24 protein-coding genes are annotated in these 23,255 nt (G+C 53.8%); 22 read left to right on the top strand and 2 right to left on the bottom strand.

Annotation, left to right across the window (positions count from 1 at the left end):
• Positions 1–2 precede the first annotated feature (2 nt).
• A complete protein-coding gene (locus ACWNRM_RS10030; protein WP_485170673.1) occupies positions 3–1,214 on the top strand; it encodes a TraB/TrbI/VirB10 family type IV secretion system protein in 1,212 nt (403 codons plus the stop codon).
• Between the two features lie 321 nt (positions 1,215–1,535).
• Here the strand turns inward: ACWNRM_RS10030 and ACWNRM_RS10025 are convergent, their stop codons facing one another.
• Complete coding sequence (locus ACWNRM_RS10025; RefSeq protein ID WP_485170674.1) at positions 1,536–1,742, bottom strand: YlcI/YnfO family protein; 207 nt, start codon at positions 1,740–1,742, stop codon at positions 1,536–1,538.
• 378 nt (positions 1,743–2,120) lie between these two features.
• Between ACWNRM_RS10025 and ACWNRM_RS10020 the strand changes: the two genes are divergently transcribed.
• The 8 genes from ACWNRM_RS10020 (at position 2,121) to ACWNRM_RS09985 (ending at position 8,133) form a co-directional block, all read left to right on the top strand.
• On the top strand, positions 2,121–2,648 hold the full coding sequence (locus ACWNRM_RS10020) for a hypothetical protein (RefSeq protein ID WP_485170675.1): 528 nt from the start codon (positions 2,121–2,123) through the stop codon (positions 2,646–2,648).
• 193 nt (positions 2,649–2,841) lie between these two features.
• Positions 2,842–3,672 (top strand): complement resistance protein TraT, encoded by an 831-nt coding sequence (gene traT / locus ACWNRM_RS10015; protein WP_485170676.1) that lies wholly within the window; start codon positions 2,842–2,844, stop codon positions 3,670–3,672.
• A 108-nt stretch (positions 3,673–3,780) separates the two neighbouring features.
• Complete coding sequence (locus tag ACWNRM_RS10010; RefSeq protein ID WP_485170677.1) at positions 3,781–4,701, top strand: hypothetical protein; 921 nt, start codon at positions 3,781–3,783, stop codon at positions 4,699–4,701.
• A 434-nt stretch (positions 4,702–5,135) separates the two neighbouring features.
• A complete protein-coding gene (locus ACWNRM_RS10005) occupies positions 5,136–5,597 on the top strand; it encodes a hypothetical protein (RefSeq protein ID WP_485170678.1) in 462 nt (153 codons plus the stop codon).
• A 280-nt stretch (positions 5,598–5,877) separates the two neighbouring features.
• The gene (locus ACWNRM_RS10000) at positions 5,878–6,468 is read left to right on the top strand and encodes a PIN domain-containing protein (RefSeq protein WP_485170679.1); all 591 of its coding nucleotides are present in this window, start codon (positions 5,878–5,880) and stop codon (positions 6,466–6,468) included.
• Positions 6,469–6,483: 15 nt separating this feature from the next.
• Complete coding sequence (locus ACWNRM_RS09995; RefSeq protein WP_485172203.1) at positions 6,484–7,041, top strand: recombinase family protein; 558 nt, start codon at positions 6,484–6,486, stop codon at positions 7,039–7,041.
• Between the two features lie 179 nt (positions 7,042–7,220).
• Entirely contained in the window at positions 7,221–7,778 is a 558-nt protein-coding gene (gene traF / locus ACWNRM_RS09990) for a conjugative transfer signal peptidase TraF (RefSeq protein WP_485170680.1), read from the top strand.
• Between the two features lies 1 nt (position 7,779).
• Positions 7,780–8,133, top strand: a complete 354-nt coding sequence (locus tag ACWNRM_RS09985; protein WP_485170681.1) for a hypothetical protein — start codon at positions 7,780–7,782, stop codon at positions 8,131–8,133.
• A gap of 29 nt (positions 8,134–8,162) precedes the next feature.
• On the opposite strand, the gene ACWNRM_RS09980 is transcribed toward ACWNRM_RS09985, so the two are convergent.
• Entirely contained in the window at positions 8,163–8,717 is a 555-nt protein-coding gene (locus tag ACWNRM_RS09980) for a metal-dependent hydrolase (RefSeq protein WP_485170682.1), read from the bottom strand.
• Positions 8,718–8,956: 239 nt separating this feature from the next.
• On the opposite strand from ACWNRM_RS09980, the gene ACWNRM_RS09975 reads away from it, so the two are divergent.
• The 13 genes from ACWNRM_RS09975 (at position 8,957) to ACWNRM_RS09915 (ending at position 23,111) form a co-directional block, all read left to right on the top strand.
• Positions 8,957–9,949 (top strand): toxin co-regulated pilus biosynthesis Q family protein, encoded by a 993-nt coding sequence (locus ACWNRM_RS09975; protein ID WP_485170683.1) that lies wholly within the window; start codon positions 8,957–8,959, stop codon positions 9,947–9,949.
• Positions 9,946–11,622 carry a pilus assembly protein PilN gene (locus ACWNRM_RS09970; protein ID WP_485170684.1) on the top strand — a complete coding sequence of 559 codons (1,677 nt, stop codon included), beginning with the start codon at positions 9,946–9,948 and terminating at the stop codon, positions 11,620–11,622. Before ACWNRM_RS09975 ends, ACWNRM_RS09970 begins: the two co-directional genes overlap by 4 nt.
• Positions 11,622–12,314 (top strand): type IV pilus biogenesis protein PilP, encoded by a 693-nt coding sequence (pilP, locus tag ACWNRM_RS09965; protein ID WP_485170685.1) that lies wholly within the window; start codon positions 11,622–11,624, stop codon positions 12,312–12,314. Before ACWNRM_RS09970 ends, pilP begins: the two co-directional genes overlap by 1 nt.
• A complete protein-coding gene (pilO2, locus tag ACWNRM_RS09960) occupies positions 12,311–13,480 on the top strand; it encodes a type 4b pilus protein PilO2 (RefSeq protein ID WP_485170686.1) in 1,170 nt (389 codons plus the stop codon). The genes pilP and pilO2 overlap by 4 nt, the downstream gene beginning before the upstream one ends.
• The gene (locus ACWNRM_RS09955; RefSeq protein ID WP_485170687.1) at positions 13,470–15,140 is read left to right on the top strand and encodes a GspE/PulE family protein; all 1,671 of its coding nucleotides are present in this window, start codon (positions 13,470–13,472) and stop codon (positions 15,138–15,140) included. The genes pilO2 and ACWNRM_RS09955 overlap by 11 nt, the downstream gene beginning before the upstream one ends.
• The gene (locus ACWNRM_RS09950) at positions 15,137–16,261 is read left to right on the top strand and encodes a type II secretion system F family protein (protein WP_485170688.1); all 1,125 of its coding nucleotides are present in this window, start codon (positions 15,137–15,139) and stop codon (positions 16,259–16,261) included. Before ACWNRM_RS09955 ends, ACWNRM_RS09950 begins: the two co-directional genes overlap by 4 nt.
• Positions 16,262–16,920: 659 nt before the next feature.
• A complete protein-coding gene (locus ACWNRM_RS09945; RefSeq protein WP_485170689.1) occupies positions 16,921–17,325 on the top strand; it encodes a type IV pilus biogenesis protein PilM in 405 nt (134 codons plus the stop codon).
• Positions 17,326–17,335: 10 nt separating this feature from the next.
• Positions 17,336–19,009 (top strand): shufflon system plasmid conjugative transfer pilus tip adhesin PilV, encoded by a 1,674-nt coding sequence (pilV, locus tag ACWNRM_RS09940; protein WP_485172202.1) that lies wholly within the window; start codon positions 17,336–17,338, stop codon positions 19,007–19,009.
• Positions 18,985–19,716: a lytic transglycosylase domain-containing protein gene (locus ACWNRM_RS09935; RefSeq protein ID WP_485170691.1), complete on the top strand. Its 732-nt coding sequence runs from the start codon at positions 18,985–18,987 to the stop codon at positions 19,714–19,716. Before pilV ends, ACWNRM_RS09935 begins: the two co-directional genes overlap by 25 nt.
• A gap of 38 nt (positions 19,717–19,754) precedes the next feature.
• Complete coding sequence (locus ACWNRM_RS09930) at positions 19,755–20,183, top strand: DotD/TraH family lipoprotein (RefSeq protein WP_485170692.1); 429 nt, start codon at positions 19,755–19,757, stop codon at positions 20,181–20,183.
• Positions 20,176–21,126 (top strand): type IV secretory system conjugative DNA transfer family protein, encoded by a 951-nt coding sequence (locus tag ACWNRM_RS09925; RefSeq protein WP_485170693.1) that lies wholly within the window; start codon positions 20,176–20,178, stop codon positions 21,124–21,126. Before ACWNRM_RS09930 ends, ACWNRM_RS09925 begins: the two co-directional genes overlap by 8 nt.
• 32 nt (positions 21,127–21,158) lie before the next feature.
• Entirely contained in the window at positions 21,159–21,959 is an 801-nt protein-coding gene (lepB, locus tag ACWNRM_RS09920; RefSeq protein WP_485170694.1) for a signal peptidase I, read from the top strand.
• Between the two features lie 255 nt (positions 21,960–22,214).
• On the top strand, positions 22,215–23,111 hold the full coding sequence (locus ACWNRM_RS09915) for a hypothetical protein (RefSeq protein ID WP_485170695.1): 897 nt from the start codon (positions 22,215–22,217) through the stop codon (positions 23,109–23,111).
• Positions 23,112–23,255 lie beyond the last annotated feature (144 nt).

Raw genomic sequence — 23,255 nt, 5'->3', positions numbered from 1 at the left:
TCATGAACAACGATAGATTAGACCCCAACCAGACCCCAAGCGGCCTTGATACAATTTCTCGGCCTCCAAGGCGCGGGCAAGGCGTCAAACAGGTTAACCGTGTGCCCATCATTATCGGTGGCGCGGTCGCAAGCGTGATCTTGGTAACGGTGCTTTATACGGCCCACCAAAAGAGCGTCCATAAAACGGCAACAACGGTCCCAGAAGCGCAAGAAATCGCGTCTTCAGATGCACCGACCCAGCTTCTACGCCATCCTACACCTGGTCAGATCATCCTACCTGACGGCACGCCAAAGCCACCCTCTGCCAAGCCCTCGGTCGCAGCTCCACCGCCGCCAGCAATGACGCGGGCTGATCCCCCTAATCCATATGCTCAAGAGTGGCAGCAATATCATCAGGATATGGCCTTGCTTCATCAGCAGCGCGTGCAACAGCTTGCAAGCGCCCTTACCGAAGATACGGGCGTCAAGACGAGCGAACCCCTCCCTGCCGCAAGTGTGACAGAGGGTAGAACCAGTGGGGCTGCTTCGAAACCGGTCGATACGGATTATTTGGCAGCATACCGCACGGGTGCGCGCAACGCGCTGGAAGTCAAAGAAGGTACGGCGATTCCGGCTACCCTGATTGGCGGGATTAACAGTGATAAGGCCGGTATGCTCAAGGCACAGGTGCGCCAAAACGTTTACGATAGCGCGACCGGGCAAAAGGTGCTCATTCCTCAAGGTGCATGGGTTATAGGCGAATTCAATAGTCAGGTCGGGTATGGGCAGTCCCGTATAGACGTTGTGTTTACGCGGATCATCTTCCCCGATCAGAGTTCAGTCGATCTTGGCGGAATGGAAGGCGCTGACGTTTCCGGGAACGCCGGATTTGCAGACCGGGTAAATAGTCATTGGTGGAAAATCATGGGTAACGCGCTGATGGCGGCAGCTTTTGGCTCAGCGCTTCAGTTGTCTCAGAACAGCAATACATTCGGCGGGAGTTCAAGTTCGGGCTACGGTGGTTACAATGCTCAACAGATTATCGCTGCACAGCTTGGGCAACAGACCGGCGAGCTGGGGATGGAGATAGCGAGAAGAGGTTTGCAAATACCTCCAACAATAACCATCCGACCGGGATACGAGTTTAACGTCATGGTCAAAAAAGACATGGTTCTACCAGAATATCAGGACCAGTTTGGAAATGGGTCTCTCCACACAACCGATGACGAGTGAGAATATGAAAAGAGGATGCGCGGTTTACGCCAAGGCTACTCTGGTATCGCTGGTAATAGGTGGGCTGATTGTTCCATCAAGCGCCCGAGCTGCCGACCCTTGCACAGTCCTGATGTGTATGTCTGGACTTGTCGGCAATGGTACGCCACCCCCAACCTGCCAGCCCGCCATTGATGTTTATTTCTCGATGATCGTATTTCATATTACCTACGATCCGATTTCCACTGCCGCACTTCGCTTGAAATATCTCGAAACTTGTCCTGGGTGGGCGGCGAATGCTGAGTGGGTTGCCGCGATTCAAGCGACTTGGGGCGCGGTACCCTAGTCGTTTGATTGTTCGCCTTCGTAATTGCTGATGGCTTTTGTCTTCATCAGGCGCTTGGTTCTCTTTTTGATCTCCGCTTCAATCGCCTGACGTACCATTGCATTGCGATCCTCTCCCTCATGAAGAACGGAATCAATACGCTCTTTCGCCCCAGAAGGCAGCGTTAGTTGTAGGCGTTCGGTCCATTGCTTTTTGCGTCCCATACCTCCCGGTAATCCGATAAAACTTGCCCGTCAATTGAGTTTTTCGTGTGTATGATATTGACCGGATATCATACACACGATATATTTTGATACATCACGAATGGATGGGATGTATCACCGTGAAACTTCAGAGAATATTGTATCCGGCTCTTGCGGCATCATCGGTCCTTCTGACCGCATGTGGTGGTGGGAGCACACCGCCCCCGGAACCCGTAATGTTGGGCCAATTCACCAAGGACACGGACCGCTTTGGAGTTGTCAGTACGCTCGGTCGAGCCGATGGGATGATTCATAAGGACGGACGCCCGTGCGACATTTACCGTATCTACACCTCTGGCCTGACCTCCGGCGGTCGCGCCGCCGCTCAAAGCGGGCGAGGTGCTGACCAGTGTTGCCACGCTCGGGTTGGCGCAGGTGATTTGGGCTCCGGTTAAGGCTGGAACGAGGCCGCAACAACACACAGTTCTGTTCTGCTATGGCTCGAATGATCACCTTGTCGATCTCTACGATACTGATCCGACCAGCACACATGAGCAGGATCATAAGATTTTGGATGAGGTGGCTTATGGCCAACCGGTCTCGCTTTCAGCGCCAACAGGTAATACCGAAGGGACGACGCAGCTTCTTCCTGGCGTGAATGCCTCCCCCAATGCTGACCCGAACATGGTGGTTGATGCGCCGCTTGTCTCTGCTCCTTCCGCACAGGTAATTCATGAAAAGGCCGTGACGCCGCTTCCGCCTGCTGAGTCCGGGACCATCAGCCTTGATAATGTGTCGCGAGAAGCGACGAACGGAAGAGCTACTATTTCCACAGGGAACGCAACTGTTTCTCAAGGCGCTTCATCAGATGATTTGAACGATATCAGCGCAAGCAAAGCTGAAAAAGCCAATTCAGTTCTGAAATAGATAAATGGCCTAATATCCATATCAGATAGGAAGAGGCCATTATTTAGGAGGGTCCAATCCGTTCTTGGCGCTTAATGAACCTTTTTCACAAGGGGCGTCAGGGCGGGAGCAGAGTTGGCCCAAACTGTAACGCCAAGAAGACTTGTGATACAAACTGTGTCGGCGCAGATCGCGCCAGTTTCAAGGGAATGATATGATCAAGGCTCTCGCATCACGCAGCGCAATCCTGTGCGCGCCAATGGTATTCCTCGCGGGTTGCAGTGGCCTGGAAGCTGTGTCCAATCATGGACAGCTTAATGTGCATACTCATATGTCCGAGACAGTGTTTTTGGACCCCGTTAGCTCAGCGCAGAAAACCGTATATCTCGGCATCAGGAACACATCGGATTATCCCGATCTTGATATTCGCGCCGCCCTGGCGGCAGCGCTGCAACAGCGCGGTTATACGGTGGTACCTGATGCAACATCAGCTCATTACCTGCTCCAAGCCAATGTGTTGCAGGCAGGCAAGCTCACGAAAGAGCAATCTTCAGCTTTGTTGTCCAGTAACTACGGCCAGCCTTTAGAATCCTTGGCGATTGGTGCTGCGTCTGGGGGATTGGTCGGTGGTCTGACCGACAATGCCGGAGCCGGGTTGGGGGTCGGCCTGGGGCTCGCAGCGGCATCTGCTATTGTGAACTATGCTTATCAGGACGTGACCTACGCTATCACCGTGGATATCCAACTGTCCGAGCGTCCGGCGAGTGGTGGCAAGGTGCATCAGCACACACACACACACAGGGGCACAGGCAGCACTCGTGTTCAGCAGGGGGCATCGGAAGCAACCTACCAGACCTCGGGAACAGCATATTCTGGCGACAGTAACGCAAATGTTCGCACTCAGGATTTCGACGAAGAATCCGACTTCAAGAAATACTCGATCCGAGATATCGCCTATGCGGATAAAGTGAATTTGCGTCTTGAGGAAGCGATGCCGGTGTTGACGCAACGCCTTGCCGTCTCATTCGCCAATCTGTTTGAATAGACTGTCAGACGCGTAATGTCCGTAGGGTCTGGATCGGAAAAGAGCTTGGAAACCGATCCAGACCCGATGAACGATATCACCAATTCTGTGAAACGATAGCGGAGAAATGTGCATGTCCAAAAAAAAAACGATGAGCTGAGCACGTCAGTCTCAAAGTCTGTTTACTACGCCCTTGTATTTACTATTTGTGGCATAATCGGCGGGCTTTTTTACTCCCAATACGGAATTACGAAAGAGACACTGGACTCTTTGGTAGAGTTATATGGAAAGCCCGATTCCAAAATATTCGAGATAGAATTAGAAGCCACTGTGGCCGCGTTGCTTGCTGGATTTATCGGTCTATTGGCAAAGAGATATGGTTACGACACCAAAGCAGATGGTTTTTTTTGGGAAGAACTCCCTTCAATGTGGCGCACGTTGTCTGGTAGCTATCTCGCTCTCGCGGTCGCTTTTGCGATCATATGTCCCATTGCAGCCAAAAACACACATGACGAAACCGCTAAGAAAATACTATTGGGTCAGGAATACTACCTCATTCCATATGCTATTATTTCGGTATTACTCGTTTTCGTTCCAACTCTAGCGTGTTGGCTAGAGCCGTCATTTAGAAATAGGCGCGCTACAAAGCCGAACGCAGCTCAGCCGACCCCAGCTCAGCCGACACCAGCTCAGCCGAACGCGGCTCAGCCGAACGCGGCCAAGCCGGACACCGCTCAGCCGGACGAGACCCAGACTGACGCGGCCAAGCCGGACACCGCTCAACCGGGCGAGACCCAGACTGACGCGGCCAAGCCGGACACCGCTCAGCCGGACGAGACCCAGACTGACGCGGCCAAGCCGGACACCGCTCAACCGGGCGAGACCCAGACTGACGCGGCCAAGCCGGACACCGCTCAACCGGGCGAGACCCAGACTGACGCGGCCAAGTCGGACACCGCTCAACCGGGCGAAACCCAGACCGACACGGCCAAGCTAGACGCGGCACTACGGAATGATCTGACTCAATACCTTCATAAAACACCTTCATAAAGATTTCATTTTGAAAGTGGTTTATGATACATCAGAGCTAAGGCATTTGGGGTGAGGCAAGCCCCTATCATAAACCACCGTTTTCGGAAGGGCGAGGCCGAGTATATTAATCTCATGGGTCCCAACTAAAGAGTGGGCCATTGAATGGAGCTGCATCATGTCCGAGCCGTCAAGCGAAAAGAACACGTCGATCAAGCATCGAACAACGATCAGGGATCAATTGGTCTATCGGACCATTCCCGACATTAAAGAGTTCATGGGGAACTGTTGGCTTTTGCTGCCATTTTCCTTGGCGACACTCATTATATTCACCGTAGCCATTGTTCTCACAAAGTGCGCATCTTAAATAGGAACTAAACGTTGTACCATTACTGATTGTTTTCTGGATAGGTAATGTCATTTGGATAAACAAGAAGTACAGGGATCTATAGAAAATGAAAGACGCACAATCAGCCGACAAAAAGAAGCCTAGCGAACTCTGGATCGATAAGGCACATGAGTTGGCGGCTTTGAAGCCAGACCTTCTTGAACAAACACTCGACGCCATGGAGCCAAATGCCGCGGCATCCTTCCGCGATTACCTGGGACGCAAATCCGGTGATCCTGCAAATGTCACCGCGCCAAAATCCTCCGGGACTCCCGAACTGTATGAGTATCCAAACGGGCTACAATGTGCGGCTTCGGCGGCAGTGGTGAAGCGCTTTGAACGTATAGTCCCGCCGATTTCCTTGGTATTAATGATTTCAGGGATGGCAGTTACTGCGAGTCTGCATTTGGACAACCCTTTTCTTACTATAACACTAATTATGGTTTGGATGACCGCTGTAATTCTGGTTCAGTTCTTCTTGCATGATAAAATATGCAAACCATTGAACCCACTATTTCGTAGAAGGTGACATTAATCTTTACGAGTATTTATTTGAAGAGTGCTAACGTGAGAAGGAGGGCGACAACGCCATGAAATCCAATGACTAAATATAAAGGAAAAACGTTTTGCAATTGCTTCCGGGTGAGCAACCAGCAAGGTAAGATCGATCAAGTCAAGAGATACATGGATAATGCACTTGGCGAGAACTGGAGCTATACGCTGGAAGGCAATGATATATTGGCATGTCATGCTGAAGGCGACGATTTCTCAACTGTCGCAAAGATGGCATTAAGCTAGAGGAAGAAATTATGTCGCTTGCGCCAGCTCAAATCGAAAAGCCTGACGTGATAGTGCCTGATACCGGGCCGCTCATACACTTGGCACAAGCCAACGCCTTGCATTTGCTCCATGAGGTCGGTGGCCGCGTGGTAGTGACTGACATGGTGGCGATTGAAGCAACAGCCAACCTCAAGAAACCCGGAGCCGCAGAGATACAAAACTGGCTCGATAGGGGAGCCTCGTTAGGCTCGAACGCCCCGGTTCTGATTGAGAGGACCGATGTTGGACGCGCCTTCTTGGCGTCCAGACAGGCCGATCCCACGTTCCGTTGGCGCGGGGCAGGGGAGTTGGCGATTGTAGAATGGCTACGCGACAAAGTAGATCATACGGACCAAGCGGTACTGGTCGTCTATGAAAATGGGCGTGTGCCGCGCATGGTTGGTGATTACGGCGTACATGCTGATATTGATGTGGTGACAACCCGCGCCTTCTTGGAGCTGGCGCAGCGACAGGGAATTATCGGCTCTGCCGATGACTACTGGAAGCAGGTTGTTGCGGCGGCTCCCACGGCAAATCCTGATGATGTTGTTACGATGCACCGTAAGCCACGGTCTTGCTGAAATGAGGCAACAACAGTGAAGATAGGCTATGTGCGCGTCTCACGCTCGGAACAGACTCACGCCATGCAGATCGCAGCTCTAGAAGCCGCAGGCTGCGAAAGAATTTTCAACGATACAATCTCCGGGGCCAGAGCGATCCGCCCTGGCTTCTCGGCTCTTCTCGATCATCTGCGCTCTGGTGACGAAGTGATTGTATGGAAAATGGACAGGCTCGCACGCTCTCTTGTGAGTGTGATTAGCATGATCAACCAAATTGCTGAAAAAGGAGCCTCCATAGTCTCTCTGACTGAGCCCGGAATCAATACGACAGGCCCACATGGAAAGCTAATTCTACACGTCCTGGGTGCTGTCGCTGAATACGAACTCGGACTTATCCGGGAGCGCACGCGGGCTGGACTAGAGCAAGCGCGCCTACGAAACGCCAAGCTAGGTCGTCCTCGCAAAATTAGTGCAGGGCAGTCAGTCATGATTGTAGAGTCAATCACCCGTGGTCAGCTCACAAGAGCTGAAGCAGCGCGCCGATTTGATGTGTCGCCAATGACAATCCAACGGATCATGGAACGCGCAAATTAGTGCTCAGAAAAGCACTTTAGAAAGCCCATATATAGGTGCGTATATGGATGCACAAAACAGCACCAAAAATCGCACTTATATATAGATGTTCATTGATGCACTCTATATGATAACAGGAAGGCCCTCTTTGGCTGTCCTATGCCGCCTAGTTTTCAAAGGCGAACTCATCGGAGAATTTTATGTCGATACGGGCAAGACACGCTCTGATTGCCATAGGTGTCGGGTTAACGGTTTGTGGCTCGGGAGAGGCGCTGCGATTGCAAGGCTTCCGTATCAACGCAACCCCGTCCGAGCCTCTGGGCCTTTGGCGTCAGACTGCCCTCTCCAGAATTGCTCCGGGCAAGCTCGTCTCTGCCTGCCTTCCCCTCTCCCCGCAAATTGCACAAGCGCGATTACGTGGATATCTGTTGTCGGGTCATTGTCCGGGGAAGCTCGCGCCCGTTATAAAGTCGATTGCGGCCTTGCCGGGAGATCGTGTCCGCATCAGCGCCTCAGGCGTTTATGTAAATGGGCAACTTCTGTCGAGGACAATGCTATCTCGTGTTGACTCTTTAGGTAGGCCCCTCATTCCGGCCTTTGCCGGTGATCGCCTCATCAGTGCTGGCGAAGTCTTCCTTATCTCAAACTATTCGCCTCGGTCATATGACTCACGCTATTTTGGTGTGATCCCAGTCGCGAATATTCAGGCAGAGATTCAACCTGTTTTGGTCACTAGATGGAAGCCGGAAGGGTTCTAAAATGAAAAGGCAAATCGACTACAATTGGATAATCGCTCAATTTATGATCGGATTGCGGGGATACATCGTATTGGTGAAGTGGACTGCCGTTCTTTTGGGGGTGATAGGAAGAGGCTTGTCTTTTGTAATAGTGAGCTGTTTGTTCTGTGCATTGTCGATCGGCTCTGTGATAACCTTTTTGTCCTGTGCTTTCACAAATCATTTGTTTAAGGGTATCGTCGTATCTGGCGAGCAGATGATTTTGGCGATCTTCTGTGTATCCGTCTTGGCCGCTTTAGGCGGCAAGCGCCTTGCGGACCTGGGACAGAAAATCGAACCACGGGCATTGGATATTTCATTTCGTGAAGTGGACTAACGCGGTTCCATCAAGTTTTTCCGCCTCGATTAGCGTGAGTGCGCGAGCGTCAGGTGATCCAATAGAGCCGTGCCCCAGACAGATGGACTAAACACGCCTGGGCTCAGGGTGTAGGTCAGCAAGCCAAGTATCGCCATTATGATGAGGACAGCAAGGCTCTCTCCCCCGCCTCCCGTCTTCACATTAGGCCAAACCCGGTACCGCTTTAGGCTCAGGGGATAGAAGATAGCACACCCCTCTACGGTAATCAGATCGGCACCAATATGGGCGATAAAGCCAGAGAGGAAGGCCAACCCCATGTATGCTTGCCATGTTTCCAGACCCGCGCTGACGGCCAGTGCTGCCATAATGCCCATAGCAGAGTGGGAGGCGGTTCGATGCCCTACGATGCGGTAAATTGGATGAGCCAGAAAGGGTAGCATTCTACCCATAACTGAGTGTGGCGTATCAACATCAGGCGCAAGACTGCCAAAAACTGCGCCGATGATCTCATATCTTCCCGGTGCTATGACCCCCCCGGCCATCAGCACGCCGCATACGCCAACCCCGATGACGACATGTGATCGACCCATCATTTTCTTCATCTTCCGTAACAAAAAGCGGAAAAACCGTTTCCATAGTCATTACTATATGCGATAACACGTAGTGAGGATGCTACCAACGCACGCTCACTATATGGGCGGCATGTATCGCCATATTTTTTGAAAAGCCGAGGTAATTTCATGCGTTTTTTTTCTGCCGCAAAAGGCAACAAGATCAAAGGCAACACTCAGACGCAGCCTCGGTTTTTCGCTATCGACTCAGCCGAGAAGCCAACAAATCGATGAAAAAGGCCAGCCGAAAAGGTGCGTTCGCACCGGCCCTGTATGTGGGCTTCGCAACGCTTCTATGCGGTTGCGTTTCAAATCTTCCGCGTAACAACTCATATGTTGGCGTCACGAGTGAGTCTGATAAAGCGACCCTCACAAATTCAATTGTTGACTCGCTCGGATCGACTTTTTCCCCGGAAAATACATCGATTTTTCTTCTTCCGGTTTCAGGGCGAGATAGCGAGCGCGTTCAGGCGCAGCTACGCGATAGTCTGCGCCTGCATGGGTTCGGTATTGCTCCAAATGAGGCGGGGTCTGCTGGGACGCATACGGTTGGATATTCGATGACGCCAAGCGGCAAAAACGTGAGGCTCGGCTTATCTGTCGATGATGCGTCTATGGCTTGCGATTATGGCCGGGATGGCTTTGGCGGATTGCAGCTTATCAGCCAATGCATCACTCAACCCGGCGAGCTTGTGACGCTCAAGCCTCCCCACGCGGACCTACTCAGTAAGATCGCGCCGCAAGAACCAATCAAGACCGAACCACTCCCCACGGCGTCCGGCCCGTTGGTTTTGCACCCTCTTGCAGCAGAGACGAGAAGGCCAGACCCAGAGATAATGCTTGCGCCCACGGTGTCGCCACCCGCAGTCCGGCCTATCTCTCCTTCTTCATCCGTTCCCGTAGCACCCTCAGTAGCTCCGGTTGCTCCGGCTCCGGTCGTTGCGCCCGCTAGACCGGTCGAAACATGGCTTCTAGTGGGTGGCCAGCCAATCCGCAGTCAGATGCAAGCATGGGCTGCACGCGGTGGTTGGATATTGATCTGGCCACAGCGTCTAGACTGGATTGTTCCAGCTTCCGCCTCCTTCAGCGGTGACTACGTGGCAGCTTTGACTTCAGTGATTACTGATATTGCGGAAAATGGCCGGTCGATCCGTGTCCGTTTTCATGATCCCAATCGCACAGCCGTTATCACCAATCCGGCCGGAGACCAGCTTCCACAATGAAACGTCTGCCTCTCGTACTCACCGGCCTCGTCTCTTTGACCGCTTGTGGCGACTTCCAAGATGTCACCAAAATGCAGAAAGAGAACGAACAAGCTATCAGTGACGCGAAGCTCCCTGATGCGCCGATTGCTGAGCATGTCAGCCGACCGTGGCTCCTGGGAGATTTGCTTCCAGCTCAGACGGAAGTGCCCGCAGCTCTCCGCCTGCCCGTGAACATGTTCTCTGCTCGACCAATCGGATTGCGCGATGCTGCTCTGATGGCGAGCGCAGAAAGTGGTATTCCGGTCTCTCTCGATGATGATCTGGACAGCGCCGGGACCACTTCACGCTCACAGGGGGGCAGTCAGCGTAATCCCGTCCAATTCAACGGCATTTCTGTGCCACCGCCACCGTCAGTTTCGAGCTTCACACAGCCAATCTCTACACCCAACGCGTCCGGGAGACAGAAAGGCATCGGGCCTTGGTTCTCGTATCAAGGAGATAAAGCTGGGCTCTTCGCCGCCTTGGCAACAAGGTTCGGCGTTTATCAGAAATATGAGAACGGCGAAATTCGCTTTTACCGGACTGAGACCCGCACTTTCGTAATTCCGGCGTTCGGCGGCAAGCCCGCAGAAACATCATCTGGAATCACTGCAATGACCGGCCCAAGCCAGTCGTCTGGATCGGGTGGTATGGGTATGTCTGGCGGTATGGGAGGTATGGGCGGCTCTGGCTCGAACGGTGGCAGTGCAGGAGCCTCATCAGGCAGCATGTCTTATTCGTCAAGTGCCAGCTACGACGCATGGAAGAACATTCAGGCGACAGCGGAGATGATTAGCGGGGGAGCGCAGATCGTTGCAGACCCATCCCTGGGACGGCTCTCGGCAACCGGCACGCCTCGGCAGCTCGACCGGCTTGATGAATGGGTGCGCGGCATCCAGTCCGATATGATGAAACAGGTTTCCCTCGTTCTCAAGATTTATCAGGTCAAGCTCACGCATGAGCAGAATCTTGGATGGCAACCGAAGGTAGGATTTGAAACTGCTGCGAAAGCCTACGGTCTTCAGACCACGCCGCTATCACTGCTTCACCCGCAGGGGTCAAGTTCACCTCTGAACCTTGGCGGTTCGATCCTCGACACCGCAGGGGGCACAGCCGGACAATTCAAGGGAACGAGTTTCGTACTGCAATCACTTGCTCAACTTGGCGTGGTGACTGACAAGAATGAAAGAACAGCCGTAACGCTGAATAATCACCCTGCTCCATTCAACGTTACAACCAACACCACATATGTCTGTGGGACCAATACTGTTCTTGCGACCAATGCCGGATCATCAAGCAGCATCCAGCAATGCACTACTTCTGCCGGTATCACAGGCGACATTACCCCTCGCGTAGTCGATAACCGTATTCTTCTGCATGTCTCTCTCCATCTCGCAACACTGCTGGGTTTAAAAGACGTAAACCAAAACGGTAGTTATGTGCAGCAACCGCAGACTGCCAGTGCCGTGTTTGACAACGAAGCAAGTCTGGAATCAGGAAATACTTTGGTTATTTCTGGATATATGGATAATCAGGGAAGCAAAACGAAAAACGGCGTCGGCGTGGCCGATAACTTCTTGCTTGGTGGCGCGGGAGACGCGCAGACTCAGAAGCAGATGATCTTTATTACTGTTACAGCGAGGACGTTGTGATGCGAAAGATTTACCCGGCATTCTCACGCCTGTTTGTAACTCTCGCGCTTTCATCGTCGGCCATGTATGCTGCCCCTGTCCTTGCCCAGACCTTGCCTGCCGAATGTTCCGGCATTCCAGACACGCCGGGAGGCGATCCCATTGCGGCACGGTTCGACCGCAATGCGACCTGTTACAGGCTCATGTCGCAGCTATCCGATATCGTTCATAAGGAGAGCGACATTGAACGCGCTCGACAGGAAATAAGGAAGTCGCGAGAGCCCGAACATGCACCGACATTAGCTAGGGAAGCCCCGCAAGGAACGTCGATGATACCGGGGGCAATGATGCCATCTGGTATGACGCCCCCTCCGATGATGCCGCCAATGAACCAGACAGGGCCTGCATCCAGCACGACCGAGAAAAAACCCGAACCGGCTCCGATTTTGCCGCAAGTAGAAGCAATTGGCGGACGATCCGGTAGCAATCATGCTTACTTGCGCCTGCCCGATGGTTCCTCGACGGTTGTGGTTGCCGGTGCCAAACTTGCCGGGGGCCTTGTGGTCCGCAAAGTGCTTGCTGACAGTGTAATCGTATCGTCGCCTTCCGGCGAGACAACGTTGCCTATGGCCACCGAAGATGACCAGAGCGCCGAAACGTCCTCTACGTTTCCGAACGGGTCGCCGCCGTCGCATTGGAGCAACATGCGATGACCAGTATTCTCAGGATTGATGGCGTCTCATGGCGTGCTGGTCTTACATGGCGCCATAGCTTTGGCGCAACTGAGAACTCGGCGCTTATTCGGCGCGGTCGTACTCTGCACAAGGCCACTCATGTAGCAAGCTATGTGCGCAACGGCATTCACGAATACGGTTTTTTCAATATTGCCGGGTCGAGCGCGAAGGCAGATGTTCGATTTCTTGCGCCAACCGTCGCAGCCTCATTTAGCCTGCCAACCTGCGTCTCGTGTGTCCTGAATGATAACACGATATGGTTTCTCGTCGTTGATCAAGACGGAAGCATCCGCCCTGGCACTGATCTGATTATTTCACCAGATGACCTTGCCTCGCGACGGTCGAGCTTCGGCTTAGATGCGACATTCCAAAGCATCAACCTATCTGAAGAAGGTCTAGCAGACCTGTTGCGCTCGGCTGCATCGATCTCGGTGCAGTGTAGGGCAATCACGCCTCATCGTCGGCGCGCTCAGCTTCTTGGCGCTGCGGCGCTCGTCATCGGCCTATCTGTCGGTTGGCTGTTCTGGAAATCACACCTCAACTCGTCCGCCCAGCAAGAGCGCATCCGCCAAGCCAGAGCCAACGAGGCAGAGATAGAACGCGCACGAGCTGATGCGTTGCCCAATACACCCTTAGCTAGTGACTGGTTAGCATCGTGCTACGCAGCAATCAGCAAAGTGCGCCCGATCCAAATGGGATGGTCGGAAACAGGCTGGGTTTGCACCACTGGCCATGCGATGATCCGCTTTGCACGTTCGGACTACGCTACAGTCTGGAACCGGCCTGAAGGCCGCGTGACGCAAAATGGCGATGAGACTGATGTGATGGTCGCAATTCCGGCGCTCAAGGGCCGAGGCGGACAAACACAACATACGACTTTTGCAGACGATGAGCAGTCATTGCGCGGGATCGCGCAATTCTACAAGGGCACCTTGTCTATCAAAGCGGTACCACTCCCGACGCCGGGGCAAACCTCTATCACAACCCCCGCAATGGCAGCGGCAATGGACTGGCGACCGTTCGAAATGAACCTTCCAGTCTCTCCTAACCACGTTCCTTGGTCCAAGGTTCGGGCGCTTCGCTTCCGCTCCATTGAAGCAAACGAGAGTGGTTTCAGAATCATGGGAGACCTCCATGCTCAGTAAGACAGCATTGCGCAAGCTAAAGCCCTCCACGATCAAATTCCCTCAGTTTGTTCAACGGGCGCTCTCTGCGCCGACGCGTGCGAAAACCTCGATAGACCTCCCTGTACGCACCGTACCACCATCTCTTGCGGAGGAAATTTACGTGGATTGGGACGAGCTGAAAGTCTATGGGCCTCCCGACACACTCTCACGTTCGTCTTTCAGAGAATGGATCGCCAATCTTCTTGAAGTCGCATCCCCGCCTATCATTCTCAAACCAGTGCCAACCGCCTTAACTGACGTTGCGAATAGAAGGCGCGACAGCCTGACAGCAAATATCACCGCCATCATGCCTGTTCAGGAGGGCTCGGATTCCTTCGACCGGATGATGACCTATATCCAGCAGGCCGCAGCCCTCAACAGTTCGGATTTGCACCTTCACAGAACCGCTGAAGCGGCCACGATACAGTTTCGACTTGACGGCGCAATTGTAGATACTGTGGAACTGACAACGGCTGAAGCAAACAGCTTGGCGATATCGATGATGCAAGGCATCGCAACAGATCGCACGCAGGGCCAATTCAATTTCTCAGAGTTTCAGGACGCCAAAGTAGAGGGTAGCGTACTGGATGGTACCGGTGTTCTGAATATTCGCGTCGTGCGTGGCCCGTGCCATCCGGTACAGTCGGGCGGGCACTACATGTCGCTTCGTCTGCACCTAGATAAGAATATTAAGCGGGATGGGCCTGCACCGTCACACATCACGGTGAAAACGCCTCGGGTTCCTACAGAGCCCGTCATGTTTGAGAAAATGGGATTTTCAAAAAATCAGATTAGCAAAATACATCAGATGATAACTGCCCCCCACGGCATGGTCCTGAATACAGGCCCTACGGGGAGCGGCAAAACGACAACTCAATATGAAAGCTGCAAGCTAAAAAAACAGATCGACCCTGGACGCCGCCTTATCACCATTGAACAGCCTGTAGAGATTCCAATGTTTTGGGCCACCCAGCTTTCGGCCACGGATGAAACATTTGATAGAATCATGGCCTGCGTACTTCGTTCTGATCCAGATGATATTGTCGTGCAGGAAATACAAAAGCTAAAGGTTGCTCGTATTGCAATGCAGTGCGCTTTGAGTGGGCACTTCGTCAACTCAACTATGCACGTTAATCATCCTTTTGCTTATATGGATCGTCTTGAGTCTTTCGACTCACAGGAGTTTTCCTACAAGTCTATTGTCGAAAAAAATATCATTCGTGGAGTGATAGCACAGCGTTTGATACCGGTTCTATGCCCCCATTGCTCGACACGATGGGACCCAAATGATGCCCGCATTGATGCTATTGATAGGGCGTCTTTGGCAAATTGGGGCGATATCAGAGACTTGCGCCAGACCGGCCCTGGTTGTGAACATTGCCGTCAGGGGCGTATCGGACAGCGCGCCGTTGCTGAAGTGGTCACAGTGGATAGTGCCCTGAACCGCGACTTTTTGGAGTTGGGCGTTGATCGCGCAAAAACGAAATATCGGCAGCGCGAGAATGCTGATCGCCCAATGATTGTAACTGGCCTTAATGGTGCTTTCGAGGGGCATTTTGATCCCCGCGACGTTAGGCAGAAACTCGGTATTTTTCCGGTTTCGCTAGAGCACGTAATGAGAGGGGATTTCGAAGAATGAGCATCGAACTCATCTCTGAACGTTCATCGGAAACCCGCAGCTCCCTGTGGTCATTGAGCATCCCTGACACCTTCCATATGAGGTGGTCGAAGCGCAAAGAGATGTATGCGATGATCGCTGCGCGTTTATACGGCACGCGCACAATCCCCGACATTCTAGATATGCAGGTGAGTGAGTGGGAGCGTGTGAGACAACGGGGAGCGGCCCGCGTAGGACGGTCTATTCTTGATGCCATGCGACGCGATGGACGCACATTCAGTCAGGCCATGTCACCTTACGCTCCATCAAACGAAATCATGACTCTCGCCTCCGGCGAACAGTCAGGAAATATGAAACTCTCTCTCGATCTGGTCAGAGAAGTCGCAGGTAAAAGAGAAAAGATTATCAGCAGTATAAAAACTGCATTCGCCGTTCCTTGCGCGAATATTCTGATGGGTTACGGATATTTGTATTATCTCGGAACACAGATAGTTCCGAAGATAAAAGCGTCTCTTCCGTCAGAAACAGAGATCGACGGCATAACCGCATTTACGTTCAATGCGGCATCGTTCGCCGTATCTGGTTGGGGGGCCATTATCCCGATCTTGGCAATCGTGCTCATATTTGGCGTTGCCTATAGTCTGCCTCGATACGTGGGCCGGTACAGGCTCACCCTCGAAATGCTACCGCCCTGGGCGATCTACCGCGATCTCACCGGATATGGCTGGCTCATAAGCTTCATGGCCTTGGTCGATGCGAACATGAGCGAAACCGAAGCACTGAGACGACAGGCCGAATGTGCTTCGCCATGGCTTAACAGCCGGATTACGGCACTTCTTCCGATCATGACGGGCAGAAAGGTGAAGGGGAGCCTGCTCCCCGAAGCTCTCATAGAGACCGGCTACAACTTCCCATCCCCAGAGCTGATCAGCGAGATACGAGCCGTATGGGCCTCTCCTGAAGGCTCGGACCGACTAAGGGAAGGACTGGCCGCGTGGTCGGATAAGTTTGAGGCGTATATCACTGGCCAAGCAAGGATCGTGGGATTTATCGCCCAAGCGGCGGTTGACGGAATGATCCTGCTTTTCGTCGTCAGTTCGTCCAATCTTGGCAACTCGATTGCGGCATCTGTTTCGCACTGATCACCATCAATAGTTATGGTTTCAACCCGAAAATTCCGGAATAACTTAAATCTTTCAGGAATTTTCGGGTTGAAACCGAGAAAAACGAGGAAAAAATGGGTAGTAGTCAAACTTTAGGCTGGATCATCACCGGCATTATTTCCGTTCTGGCAATTGTCGCAATTGTGTTCGGATACAGCATGTGGTCGGCAAGCGACCGCCTGGACACTGCCACGCATCAAGTGTCACTCATAGCGGCAGATATCCGCCAGTATTACGAGGGGTCTGGTGCAACCGATTTTTCGGACCTTACTACAGCAACAGCAATTAAGGCCGGTGCCAGTGATTTCACCCCAAACGGGGCTACTACAATACCCCTCCCATGGCCCGGTAGCTACATAACCTACAACGGGACGGTTGATCAGTTTTTCGGCACCGCTGTCAATGTAGTCGCTAGATCGTGCGCCGCTTTTGCACGAAGCCAGAAAACTACAGTAACCGTTAACGGACAACAATACTCACCCTCCAACACCACAGGAATTGCAAGTTCGTGTCTTTCTTCAGACACTAACACCATCACATTCGCATACAACAAGTAGCGGAATAAACAACAAGTGTATGTTATACTCTTCAGCTTGGCGCTTCTCTTCCTGTATGAAGCAATGACAACGGAAATACGCATGAGACCTCCGATTGTTATTTCGGACACATCTCAGTACGATAATATGTACGGCGCTGCATTTCTTACCTACCAAGCTGAGGTTGTGCAGTCTGTCGAAGCCAACGGTTTTACCGGCAATTCCGTTGGCATAGCCATACCCACCATTTCCGGCTCGGGCGGTACACCGCTGCCTGGTGCCGGTAATCGCGTGGTGCAGAACGGTAGCACTGTGACGGTCGCGGTCTATGCTGCCTTGTCACACGGACAAATGGCCGCAGCTCTGGCGCAATCCGGGGGTAACGCAACAATCGGGTGGTCACGAAATGGCCTATGGGCCTCCCCTATCTACGGCCAAATGGGCGCTACTCCGCTTGCCGTGCCTGACGGTGACGCAGTTTCCTTCGTCGCCCTAGAAAGACACTGAGGACATACAGATGGCATCATCTAACCTTCTGGGCGCGGTATTCATGTCCCTTGCAGCCGCAACGATCTCGATACGGTATGCGGGCTCGGTCAGTGACAACCTTGACCAGCGCGCAATGGCTCTGACTGCTGAGACATTTCAGGATTTGCTTCAGGGAGCCAACAAATTCGCGCAAGAAAATAGCGGCGACCTAGAATCATCCATTGGCCTTGGTAGTTACGCCGAATATCAGATTTCAACGCTGATCAATGCTTCTGTGCTTCCTGTGGGCTTCAGCGCATTCAACACATTCGGTCAACAGTGGCATGTTGTCTTTCAGCAGCCTCAAGCTGGCGTCATACGCTGCCTCGTATTCTCCACCGGAGGACAGGCTTATTCGGCGGCCTCAGAGGTCAATATTGCTGCCATGACCGGACATTATGGAGGGTTTGTCCCTTATGACGGGATGCGTGGCAATCTGAACAGTGGCACAGCTCAAGGATCAGGTGGCGCGTGGAGTCTGCCACTAAATACGGTACCTACCAACCCTGGGCCGGGGCATCTTTTTGGTTTGGTCACGCTCAACGGCGGTTCTCTTGTGAGTAATGATTACCTATACCGTCACGCCGTTCCCAATCATCCAGAATACACGACCATGGCGACGACGCTCAATATGGGCGGCAACGATGTCCGCAATGCAGGCAGTGGACAGTTCAATGGAGCCATTGGAACCAACGGCATCGATCCCAGTTCGCATTTTCCTGGTTGGGGCGGCGGTGTAGCAGCGAGCGAAATTGATGCTCGATGGTCAATCGGCGCAGGTGATTACGGGCAAGCGCCAGCAGCTTGGATGAACTGGAACGGCGATGCCGGTTTCAATAGAAATGTTGGTGTAGGAAATAACCTCTGGGTTAACAACACAATAGGAACGAACAAAATACAAGTAAATCCGGGGAATAACCTGTGGGTCGGAAACAACAGTATATACGGTGATGGTAGCAACATTTCATTACGCACTGGCGGGGCCGCCTTCGTGCAGCATCAGGATGGTACAGCTGCGGACATTCATTCCCAGAATGACTACATCAACACGCTTTACGCGAATGGGGCCGTCCTTCCTTCTGGCGAGAGTCTCTCTATCGGCAGCGGGGCTCTTTACGGGGATAGCCAGAATCTGGCGCTTCGCCCAGCTAACGGCACCGTCTACCTGCAAAATAGATTCGGTGGCGGAACAGCAGGTCTGTACGGCGGACAGATCGAGACGACCCAGGGCGTTGTATATGATAGGACGGATGCCAATCCGGGCTATGGGTGCTGGCCGAATGGGAGAGTCGCAGCCAAATATGACGGTAGCGGCGAGCCAATAGCCTGCATCAACGGCACATGGTCATCGATGACCGCAACATTCAACAATGGATCATGGGTTTCCGGGTGGCTGGGGTTCAATACGACGAATGGCCCGTTCACGAATTACGCCGCTTCGGCCGCCGCGCTGAATGTGATCTGCCCCCAGCGGGTGAGTGACCTCCGTATCCAAATCATCATGGACGGCACTGTTATGTGGGATAGCGGCGGCTATGTCGGTAGCGGATACAGCACCACACAATCGGGAAGTGTGATCATTCCTGCCGGGAAATCATACTATGTAATCCTGACAGGCTTTCCGAACGAAAACGGGCAATGTTACATCGCAGCAAGGTGGTGATCATGCTTCCCCCTTGCGCCCATATCGCAGAGATTGCCTATCATGTCCCACACGAAACCCTGGAGCAGGTTGCCCTTCATCGAACGGGCGGGATCGGCCCGATGGGCATACAGGAGGGCTGGCTTCCCTACCTCGCCCGGGCCGGGTTCGATGGTGCGACCGTTCGCGACAATGTTTGCTGGAACATCATCGCTGCAGCCTGGATTATCGCTGCCAGCAGGTCGCAGCAAATTACAATCCCGGCCAAGCGGCCGTTCCGCGCGCCCTCTGACCATCCCCTTTCGGCCGATATTGCTGCCTGCGTTGCAGACGCAGCGCGGACCTACAGGATACCCGAAGCGATCTACCGCGCTGTCCTCATGACAGAAGGCGGGGCGACTGGCACGGTCTCCCACAACAGTAATGGATCCGACGATCTCGGCATCGCGCAGATCAATACGAGCTGGTTGCCACGGCTGGCTGCACAGGGCGTCACACGCGCACGTCTCCTGAAGGAGGACTGCCTGAACGTCCAGGTAGGAGCCTGGATATTGGGACAGGAACTCGCAGGTGCAGACCCGCATGATGCCGCTGCCTTCTGGCGACGCGTAGGCAATTACAACTCACACACACCGGTCTACAATCAGCGCTACCAGATCAGGGTCTGGCGCAATCTCCAGCGCCTCGGCATCGGGTCGAAAAATATCTCAACGTTGAGCGAAAAATAATGCTCGCTCTCTGGATCAGCGCATCGTGAGATTGGCTCATGAAAAGCGCCTGCTCCCTCTACGCTGTTTTGCCGATAGGTTTCGCACTGTCAGCATGCGCGACCGACAAGCCTGCTGAGATACCCATCAGCCAGCAGATGCATCATATCGCGCTTGCCCTCGAGCAGTCCGGTCATCCGCGATATCCCATGTCTCGTCCAGAGGGTGTCAGAGCATCCGAACTGCAAAAGCCAGTCTCCTGGCACTGGCATGGGACGCTGACAAATGCCGCTGCGGCGATCGCGGCCGACATAGGCTGGCGCTATGTGGCATCAACACCTCCCAACTGCGATCCTGTCATCACGATCGATCTCGACAATGTCACCACCGGCGACCTGCTCGATGAAATCGACGCCGCCGGACGCGTTTTTGCGCATGTGCAAGCCGACCTTCAGACCCACACCATCAGGATTGCCTGGTATGGATAATCATGCACATTCAAAGCGGCCTCTCATGATTGGGGCAACGCTCATCGGCTTGATCGCTCTTACAGGAGCCTCCACGCCGACGCGGGCGCAGGAAGCACCGCAGGCCCTGGGGGATCAGCCCGATCCGCGCGCGACGGCCGCCTCTCTCGGCGCCGGCTCCGCACTGAACTCACCAATCCCGGGAGGACAGGTTCAGCCTCAGATCGAAGACCCTGTCGCCATTCCGTCGCTCGAGGCCATGATGGCGGCGCGGCCGGGCTATACGCCTGACCACGAGAAGAGTAGCGCCCATAACGCCGCCGTGCGACAAGCTGCCTGGCGCTATGGGGCTCAAAACGGTCTCGCTGCCGAGAACCAGGTGATCCGGCTCCTGCTCAATCGCCGCAGTCGCCAGCTGGACGAGGTGTTCGACTTTCGCTCCCTGGTCCTCCCTGTAGGCGACAGCGACATCCTGATGATTCCCCCCGTCATCTCGGAATCGGACGCCAATTTCGCCATTAGCGAGAACGGGGACTCTGCGCGCGTAACCGGACGTATCGACGAAATCATCCGCCCGGAAAACTACGTCAAGGTTCCTCCGACCTGGCGCACCTATCTTGATCGCGAGGTCACTGTGGCTCAACCCCCGACCGATGCCGTGCGCCCACAGGTCGAGGCGGAAGTCGCCGTGTGGCGGCAGGGCGTCGCCGATGGGTTTGCAGCCGGCATGCGCCAGTCCACGGAAACCTTCATGTCGGATCTGAACCGCCTGCAGCGCGACATCATGGGCATGGCCCGATACCGGATGCTGCTTGCCGCAGGAAAGGTGCACCCACCGAACATAGACATCATTCGCGCTGCTGCCTCGGGCGGACGCAACAAACTGCTCATCGACGATCAGCAGCTCCATATCCGCGATCATGCTGGTCTCGATGCCAATGCCCGTCACTGGACCGGACAGTGACTCTTATTCATCGTCGGAAGGACACGACCATAATGCCAGAGCTCCATCTGTCCAACGCCCGCGCTCGTGGGAACAGGTCAACACAGGAGATGCGCGAACTGGCCCGGTTCGCGGCGATCTGTGTGATCACTCTGCTCGTGATACGCACCCTCTTCCTCGAGCCGTTCATCATTCCAAGCGCATCAATGTTTCCGACTCTTCGGGTAGGCGATTATGTCGCCGTGACCACGTATGATTACGGCTGGTCGCGTTTCTCGATGCCGTTTTCGCCGCCTCTTTTCGAGGGTCGTATCTGGAACACGGCACCCCATCGTGGTGATGTGGCTGTGTTCCGATACACGCAGAACACCTCGATCGATTACATCAAGCGGATAATCGGGCTTCCGGGCGATCATATCCAGTTGCGCGCGGGTGAGCTCGATCTGAACGGCACCCTGGTACCGCGCAAGTCACTGGGTGCCTATTCGGTCATGAATGAAAACCGTATGCCCCAGACCGGCATACGCTATCTGGAAACCCTGCCGGGCAGCGCGGACGCTCCTCGTGTCACTCATCAGATACTGAAACTGACCGACACAGGCGAGCAGAACAACACGCGCGAATATGTCGTGCCGGACGGGTATTTCTTCGCAATGGGCGATAATCGCGACAATAGCGGCGATAGCCGCTTCCAGCGCGACAACGGGCAGGATCTTGGCTACGTGCCCATGGTCAATCTGGTCGGTAAGGCGCGCTTCGTCTTCTTCTCATGGGACGGAGCGCATCCTCTCTGGCAGTTTTGGCAGTGGCCTTTCGAAATCCGCTGGAGCCATCTCTTTGCGACCATGCATTGAGATGGCTCGTCAAATAGCACTGACAGACCGCTATGTACGCACGAGCGAAGGTTCGTGCCCCCCTGATACCCCGCCCGTTATCGAGAGCGATATCATGTTTTCCGTCTGACCTGGGCGCATCGCCTGATGTCCTTCAGATACCACGCGCTCAGATAGTCCCAGGAACTGACCGCAAGGCGCTGGATGTCCACCCGCTTTCGAACCCGACGTCACCGGGGCCAACACCCCATCGGTGGTCGCCAAGGAAAAAAACCAATGCCGACTGAGCACATAGCTATACTGCGCCTATCCTGCGGCCATGCAGCGGTCGAGTGGCATCTCGACGAGGTCGTCAAGCCTTCCTGCCTCGCAGAAATAATCAATCAGCGCGTGTCCATGAGACTGGGCGATGACAACGTCCCGCTACTCTACATCGGGGGCAAGTTTATGAGACCGTTCGCCAATGACGCTGGCTGCGGATTCTACGATCGGTTGCTATTCTGGCTGGATGATGAGGACAAATACGACGATGTCTACGATTTCGAGGCATCATCCTCCGAGCGGCACCCGCTTCTCATGGCCTACTTGAAACAGGTCGGGATCGACGCATTCACGTTTGCTGGATGCACGCTGCAAACAGAGGGACTGACGCTTGTACAATGGCCTAATGCCAAGAGAGCCGGGGCGTTGAATGGCTACGCTCTAGAGGTTTGTGATCCATCGAAAACTACCGACATCGAGGCGGCGGCCCTCCGCGGCTTGGTGAAGAGAGCGACAACGACGCCCACCCGATGTGTACTGTCGCTCGAGCACGGTCCAGCAACGGTCGAATGGCACCTCAGTGATATGACTGATGCACACGACATCGAGAAAATAGTCAGCCACAATGTCTCGATGCGCGTCACAGCCCAAAAGGAGCTTGAACTGCTCCTTGGGAACAAAGTGATGAAAATCTACGAAACCCGGATTTCGACCCTGAGAAACGATCGGATTGCGTTCTGGCTGGAAGGCGAAACCAGAAGCGACGTGGAAGACTACGTGCGCGCAACGTCGCCACTTCGTCATCCGCTATTTCGGGAGCACTTATCCCGGTACGGAGTGGAGAGCTTTAAACTGATGGCCTATCAAATCACTTCCGATAGCGAGACGCTGGATCAGTTGTTGTCCAACTGAGACGTTTAGACGCAGATTCTGGCTGCCATACCATCGATCCCGCCTATCGGTGCGAAAGACGCGATATCTACCCACAATGCAAATCCCGTACACGCTTCGTGCCTTGTGGATATCGCCTTCCTACCCCGCGAACCAGAGAAGCCC

The organism is Asaia sp. A2 (genome assembly GCF_057319415.1).
The sequence above is the reverse complement of the archived record's forward strand: the minus strand, read 5'-3'. Positions and strand labels throughout refer to the sequence as shown.